The 6,599-nt window shown below is 44.1% G+C and carries 6 protein-coding genes; 5 read left to right on the top strand and 1 reads right to left on the bottom strand.

From position 1 onward, the window contains the following. Window positions 1-412: 412 nt before the first annotated feature. Window positions 413-1,372 (bottom strand): hypothetical protein, encoded by a 960-nt coding sequence (locus tag KFV02_RS11170; RefSeq protein WP_252381635.1) that lies wholly within the window; start codon window positions 1,370-1,372, stop codon window positions 413-415. Between the two features lie 801 nt (window positions 1,373-2,173). On the opposite strand from KFV02_RS11170, the gene yedE reads away from it, so the two are divergent. The 5 genes from yedE (at window position 2,174) to KFV02_RS11145 (ending at window position 6,379) form a co-directional block, all read left to right on the top strand. Further along, window positions 2,174-3,265 carry a YedE family putative selenium transporter gene (yedE, locus tag KFV02_RS11165; protein ID WP_252381634.1) on the top strand — a complete coding sequence of 364 codons (1,092 nt, stop codon included), beginning with the start codon at window positions 2,174-2,176 and terminating at the stop codon, window positions 3,263-3,265. Between the two features lie 27 nt (window positions 3,266-3,292). Next, window positions 3,293-3,517 carry a sulfurtransferase TusA family protein gene (locus KFV02_RS11160; RefSeq protein WP_252381633.1) on the top strand — a complete coding sequence of 75 codons (225 nt, stop codon included), beginning with the start codon at window positions 3,293-3,295 and terminating at the stop codon, window positions 3,515-3,517. 116 nt (window positions 3,518-3,633) lie between these two features. Continuing rightward, window positions 3,634-4,179 (top strand): putative Se/S carrier protein, encoded by a 546-nt coding sequence (locus KFV02_RS11155; protein WP_252381632.1) that lies wholly within the window; start codon window positions 3,634-3,636, stop codon window positions 4,177-4,179. Continuing rightward, window positions 4,167-5,045 carry an NAD(P)H-hydrate dehydratase gene (locus KFV02_RS11150; RefSeq protein WP_252381631.1) on the top strand — a complete coding sequence of 293 codons (879 nt, stop codon included), beginning with the start codon at window positions 4,167-4,169 and terminating at the stop codon, window positions 5,043-5,045. The genes KFV02_RS11155 and KFV02_RS11150 overlap by 13 nt, the downstream gene beginning before the upstream one ends. Before the next feature lie 500 nt (window positions 5,046-5,545). Further along, a complete protein-coding gene (locus KFV02_RS11145) occupies window positions 5,546-6,379 on the top strand; it encodes an ABC transporter substrate-binding protein (RefSeq protein ID WP_252381636.1) in 834 nt (277 codons plus the stop codon). Window positions 6,380-6,599: the final 220 nt, after the last annotated feature.

The raw sequence follows: 6,599 nt of genomic DNA, 5'->3' as shown, positions 1-6,599 counted from the left end.
AGCCAGCAAGCAAGCCTTAGATGTGTCCAAGTCTTTGTTAGCATTGAAGAAAATGCGCTCGCAAATTAACTCAGAAACTTGAGAGAATAATATTCTTTGGCGATTATACTTTTCACCAACTGGATGAGATTGCCACGGGCAGCTTAGCTGCCCTCGCAATGACATAGCGCTCATCCTGTCATTGCGAGGTGCGAGCGTAAGCGAAACGACGAAGCAATCTCAAACTATTTACCGTAAAAAAAAATGCAAAATTTAGGACTTAGTTATCCTGTATATACTTAAGTTTGAGAAAAAAAGAAAACAAAGATTAGTATTATCTGTAAACACTACATTTTAAGAATATCAATTTCTTCATCACGTCTGCGTCGAGAGTCAGGATAAGGTACTCCATAGGGTAAATTTACGTAGGGAGTTATAGATAGCTTTTCACGGTATAAACATCAATAGCGTGAAACATGAATGCATAGAAAAGAAGATGTAATATAAAGGCAAAAACTTTTAGCGTCAGCGAAGTCTTTGCGCCAATGCATGCCCTGTCTCGTTCCCAAGTCCGTCCCTTACGGAAGATACTTATAAAGGATACCAGGCAGTAGCATTCCACGGCAAAGGGCGGAAAACCCAAAAAACCGGCCACTGGCATCTCAAAGAGTTTGATATCACCTACAAAAGGCACGGTGTATATCCATTTGCTTTGTGCCCAAAAATTCCAGAACTCCCACAAAACCCCGCATATAAGGCCGGAAAAGAGAAGTAAAAAGAATTTTCTCAAAGACCCCTTTTCCCACTCGCGTAAAAGTGAAGGTGCGCCAAGAGCGTGGTTTATTGGCTCCAGGAGAAATACAAAGGTTCCCCAGATTAAAGGGAAAAAATATCGTGGGTAGGCCAGGGGCAGGACCAGAAACAGCGCCCCCAGGATAAGAAACCATGGATAAAGTTTTTTGGCATCCCGGACCGGTTTTACATTGCGGTCGCTGAAAATTTTATAGGAGGCAAGGAGCTCATAGGTTTCAAAAAGACCGGGAAGCACTGTGCCAAAGGAGAGAAAATAACCAGCCCACCTTAGCTGGATAGAAGAAATGATGTTCACGTAGTGCCAGTTTTTGAGAAAAAGATTGAACCATTCAAAGATAAGCCAGAAAAAGGTTGACCAGGGTATGAGCCACAAAAATTCCCTTGCGCGGTCCATAAGGAGGGAATTGCCGGTACGTCTTTTGACCACCCAATCCACAAAAAAGATATAGGGCCACCAGGCAAGGAGGTAAAACCACTGCCCTACCAAGGGCTCCCCTAAAAAGAGAAGCAGTTCGCAGATTACCAAAAAAACCAGGGCTATTGGCCCGTAGTAACGCTGTAAAAAGGACATATTATTCATTTATACCTAAATTGAGCTATTTTTTTTTGCAGTTCAAACTTTGAGATTGCTTCGCTACACTTTGTTTAAGCTCGCAATGACAGGGGCGATATTGTCATTGCGAGGGCAGCGAAGCTGCCCGTGGCAATCTCTACACATTGGGTGAAAATCGCTGGCTCAAAATCTACTTTTACTCCAATGTGTTTACGGTAGAACTAAATTAAAAATCGCTTAACTTAGGTTATAAAAAGTTTTCGTCTCATGGTTAAAATTCAAGCCATACAATGAATGTTTTTTAAAGTGAAGACAAGAAAATATCGCCGCAAGAACGGGTGCATCCATTGGCTGCAACTTGGTTGAGTAAGTGAGTAGTTGAGTGGTTGAGTAGGCCAAAGAAAAAAGTCTCTAAAGTGAAGCTATCGTATGCACACGCAAGAACCGTGCTTTTGGAAAAATAAATAATCACTAGAAATTCGTTCAGATTTAACACATTGTTGTGCTGATGTTTGAAAACCATTTCGCATGGTTGGCTATCAGGACGGAGTAAAAAAATGATTTTCGTGCGAACATTTTTTTCTATAAAAAACCAAATTTTTAATTAGAAAATTTAATTTGAAAAATTAATATTTAACGCGCATATAGAAAGTCGATTTCTTTCCTTTTAAGACTGTTTACTCTTCAATAGAGAGTTCATCCGTACAAGATATATAACCTTTGTAATAGCAGGAACAACTCGCAAGCTAACATAAAAAGCTCACCACACAAACATCTCAAACTGACTCCAAACTCTATAGACATAAAACTTAAACTAGGGAGGTATATATGAAGAAACTGAACAACTTTTTGGGTAGCCGCTCGGGAATTATCCTGGTGGGTAGTGTCATTGGCATCTTGGCCCCGATGTTACAAAAGTTGGGGAACCCTGCCAACATGGGTGTTTGCGTGGCCTGCTTTGAGCGGGATATTGCAGGCAGCCTGGGCTTGCACCGTGCGGCAGTAGTCCAATACATGCGACCGGAAATTATTGGCTTTGTCCTTGGAGCACTCATTGCCGCTTTAATTTTTCGCGAATTTAGACCGCGGGCCGGTTCTGCCCCTATTGTCCGTTTTGTCCTGGGTGCGTTTGCCATGATCGGCGCCCTGGTCTTTTTAGGATGTCCCTGGCGTGCCCTGCTTCGCCTGGCCGGAGGTGACGGAAATGCTATTGCTGGATTAATCGGCCTCGCCTTCGGTATCTGGATTGGCACTTTGTTCCTTAAAAAAGGGTACAATCTTGGACGGGCACAAAAAACTTATACTTCTGTCGGACTTATCCTGCCCCTGATCATGCTTGGTTTTCTCCTGCTCATGCTTATCTTTCCCCAAATCCCGGGGCAATCCAAAAACGGAGTCCTTTTTTACAGTGTAAAAGGACCAGGAGCCATGCACGCTCCTTTAGCCATTTCCCTTGGCGTTGGACTTTTGATCGGCTTTTTGGCCCAGAAAAGCCGCTTTTGCACCATGGGTGCCATCCGGGATTTGATCTTGTTCAGGCAAGGTTATCTTTTCTCAGGAGTAGTTGCCCTCGTAGTGACCGCTTTTGTCACCAATTTGATCCTGGGACAGTTTAACCCGGGATTTGTCAATCAACCTGTTGCCCATTCCATGACCTTATGGAATTTTGCCGGAATGGTTCTGGCTGGACTGGCCTTTGCCCTGGCAGGAGGATGTCCTGGCAGACAGTTATTTATGGCCGGTGAAGGAGATGGAGATGCTGCCGTGTTTGTCCTGGGTATGATAGTCGGCGCCGGCTTTGCACATAATTTCGGTCTGGCCAGCTCACCCAAGGGAATTGGTCCCCACGGTATGGCCGCGGTTATTATTGGTTTATTAGTTTGTCTGTTTATTGGCTTCACCATGCGCAAGAAAGCGTAATTCGTGATTTGAGATAGGGAGGGAACAATGAGCGAAAGAGCGAAAACGATTGATGCACGCGGACTATCCTGCCCGCAACCCGTTCTCCTGGTTATGGATGCAATTAAAACAACTTCAAGTAACGAATTAATAGTTCTGGTGGATACTGATACCTCCAGGGAAAACGTGATCCGCGCTGCCGGCAGTCAAGGGTGGCAAGTAAAAGAAATCGAAACAGAAAATGATGAGTACAAAATAATTCTTGAAAAATAACGAGTTGTGTGATTGGAGGAGTGTTTCTCGATATAAGAAGCAAAGCGCATGGACTATGCCCATGCGCTTTGCTATAAAGTCTAAACTCAAATCATCAAAACTCATTTTCACACCGTATGTTTTTTAAATTTAGAAAAAAGCCATCCTCTAAAAAAAGCGGTCCCAAATGGGATCGGGGCATTCTAGTCTTTAATCACACCAGCGAGGTCATCCGAGCAGAAAGTACCCTTAAGTCTTCCGGCTGGGAGATCAAGGTCATGGGTCCGCCACCTGAGATTCGTACCGGGTGTGACCTGGTCATAGAATTCCCTTTGATTGAGGAGTTAAACATCCTCCGCTCTCTGCGCAATGCCAGTTTAACTCCAAAAGAGGTCGTACCTGTAAACAGCCCATTACTTGAACCTGTAGATTTATTTCATGTTAAGGATTTTGGAGATTGGCTCATGGTTCGGGCTGCCAATATGAAATTGACCGTTGATAAAAAGACCCTGACCATTGTCAATGTTTCCGGAGGGGGATGCCCTGATGTGCCTTATCTGGCCAAAAACCTATGTGGCAAGAAGTTGCAGGACGCCCCTCACCCAAGAGATATTGGACATACACTTTGCGGATATGCCCTTGAACTGGCTTTTAAGGAGATGAAAAGACTATGCTTGGGATAGTGGGTACAGTTCCAGACCAGGATTTTCCCCTGACAATAGGAAAAGTCACCTTAAAACAAGGCAAGATCCACATTGAAGACCAGGAAGTAGAAATGAGCAGAGGCACGCCTGCTCTTTTGGGTGCGGTGTGTAAAACTTGCCAGGTTTTAGGTTTACCAGAGCCTTTGGCTTTGCTGGTGGGGGATATAGGTCTTGGTCATGGTAGTCGCAAATTGTATGCGTATCTAGAAAACGAGGTTAAAAATCTAGGCCTCAGTACCGTAACCTTTCACTATCTACAACCAGATGTGGACTGGCACAACCGGGTTTTATTCGCTCTCCAGGAAATAGACCCCAGACCCACATTAATTGCCGACGCCGGCTTCATGTACGCGGCCAAGATGAGCGGCCAGGCTGAAGAATACGACCTGTTTACTCCAGACATAGGAGAACTGGCCTTTCTGGCCGATGAAGAGGCTCCACATCCTTTTTACACCCGCGGTTTTATTCTCCATGAAGACAACCAGGCCATGGACCTGATTACCCGGGCATACAAACATCAGAACGCAGCTCGCTATTTACTGGTTAAAGGCAAGCAGGACCATGTGGCTCACCAAGGCAAAATTTTGGCCAGTATAGAAGGACCGACAGAAGAAGCCATGGAGGCCATTGGCGGCACCGGTGATACCATAACGGGAATGGTTTCCGCCTTGATCCATTCAGGAATGGACATAGAAAGGGCCTGCGTGGTCGCAGCCAAGGCCAATCGGCTGGCTGGACATTACGCCAAACCTACCCCTGCCACTCAGATTGAAGAGATTATACAACACATCCCCAGGGCATTAGAGTCTGTGGACAAACCTTACTCAGAAGATAATTCTTCATAATTTTTTTCAATCCTGATTTCATTCATGTTGGTACAAATGCCTGGACCCATAAAACTTGCTGATTGTTTTTTCTCTTCACCAACTCACCCACTCTCCTACTCAACCACTCAACCCAAACGCAGCTATCGGATACACCCTATTAAAAGCTCACTTAACCTTGTTTTTTGAGTGGTCGGTTTTATTTTTTTCCGGAAAGTCGTATCCTTGCGTTTTAGAGATAAACCTCTTGACATTTCAAAAGTTTTCTCTAAAACAGAACCTTTCTGTATCATTTTAGACATAAAAACAGGCCTGTAAAAAGGTACTTACCATATTTTTTTCTTTTTAGAATAGTTTAATAAAAAAAATCACAGGGTAAATGGTAACCGACGAACAGCCGAGTCCCAATAAGCTCAAATATATACAGCTCTTTTTACTTCATCAACAGATGGGTCTTGTAGTAACTTAAACAAATAAAACACAAACCAATAAAAAGTTAGGAGGTTACTGTGAAGAAAGGTATGAGGACAAAGACGGCTATTGTTTTTTTGACCCTGTTACTCACGTTTGCTTTTTCTGGCTTGAGCCATGCACAAGAAAAAGTGTTACGCATGGCCACAACTACCAGCACTGACAATACAGGTTTGTTGGACGTGTTAGCCCCTCTTTTTAAAAAAGATACGGGCATCGAGTTACAATGGGTGGCTGTTGGTACTGGTAAGGCCCTGGAGTTAGGGAAAAACTGCGATGTGGACGTTCTCTTGGTGCATGCCCCTTCTGCGGAGAAAAAATACGTGAAACAAGGGTATGGTATCAACCGCCGGGAGATTATGTACAACGATTTTGTCATCATCGGCCCCAAGCAAGATCCGGCTGGAATCAAAGGGCTTTCCGTTACCCAGGCCCTGGTCAAATTGGCTGAAAAGAAAGCTCCTTTTGTAAGCCGGGGAGATAATTCTGGAACCAACAAAAAAGAGAAAAAACTGTGGAAGGCTGCTGGCATATCTAACCTGGACAAGGAATCCTGGTACATCCAGACTGGACAAGGAATGCTGGCTACTATTAATGTGGCGGTGGAGCGTGAGGGCTACACTTTGACAGACAGGGGAACTTACATCAAATATGAAGCAAACATGAAGGGTAACCCCTCTTTGGTAATTCTGGTTGAAGGGGATAAAGAACTCTTAAATCAATACAGCGTCCTGGAAGTTAACCCTGAGAGATGCAAAAAAGTCAAAAACGATCTGGCAAAAACCTTTTCCAGGTGGATGGCCTCTCCCAGAGCTCAAAAAGCCATCGGTGATTTCAGGCTCCTGGGCAAACAATTGTTTACACCCAATGCCAAAACAGAGTAAGAGCAACCTTCTCGTCATATGTGGCAGGCCAGGAAGACCTGCCACATTTATTTTTACAATTTTATAACTCAACTTTCTGACACGATTAACATCCTCAAATTACTATACAATTGAAGAGTGCATTTTCTGAAATGCATTACAATCGGGTTGGGTAACACATCTTGGCGAAGATTGCGGAGGTGCTGTGCATAGGGAGGTTGTTCCATCGAACTTTCGAAAC

This window comes from Desulfovulcanus ferrireducens (genome assembly GCF_018704065.1).
Lineage (GTDB): Bacteria > Desulfobacterota > Desulfovibrionia > Desulfovibrionales > Desulfonatronovibrionaceae > Desulfovulcanus > Desulfovulcanus ferrireducens.
Note: the sequence above shows the minus strand (reverse complement) of the source record. Positions and strands in the feature narration are given on the sequence as shown.

What these genes read in the sequence shown, in the direction of transcription:
- KFV02_RS11150 (WP_252381631.1), top strand. Translation starts at nt 4,167, where the DNA reads ATGCTTGGGATAGTGGGTACAGTTCCAGACCAGGATTTTCCCCTGACA.
- KFV02_RS11160 (WP_252381633.1), top strand. Translation starts at nt 3,293, where the DNA reads ATGAGCGAAAGAGCGAAAACGATTGATGCACGCGGACTATCCTGCCCG.
- KFV02_RS11155 (WP_252381632.1), top strand. Translation starts at nt 3,634, where the DNA reads ATGTTTTTTAAATTTAGAAAAAAGCCATCCTCTAAAAAAAGCGGTCCC.
- KFV02_RS11170 (WP_252381635.1), bottom strand. Translation starts at nt 1,372, where the DNA reads ATGAATAATATGTCCTTTTTACAGCGTTACTACGGGCCAATAGCCCTG.
- yedE (WP_252381634.1), top strand. Translation starts at nt 2,174, where the DNA reads ATGAAGAAACTGAACAACTTTTTGGGTAGCCGCTCGGGAATTATCCTG.
- KFV02_RS11145 (WP_252381636.1), top strand. Translation starts at nt 5,546, where the DNA reads ATGAGGACAAAGACGGCTATTGTTTTTTTGACCCTGTTACTCACGTTT.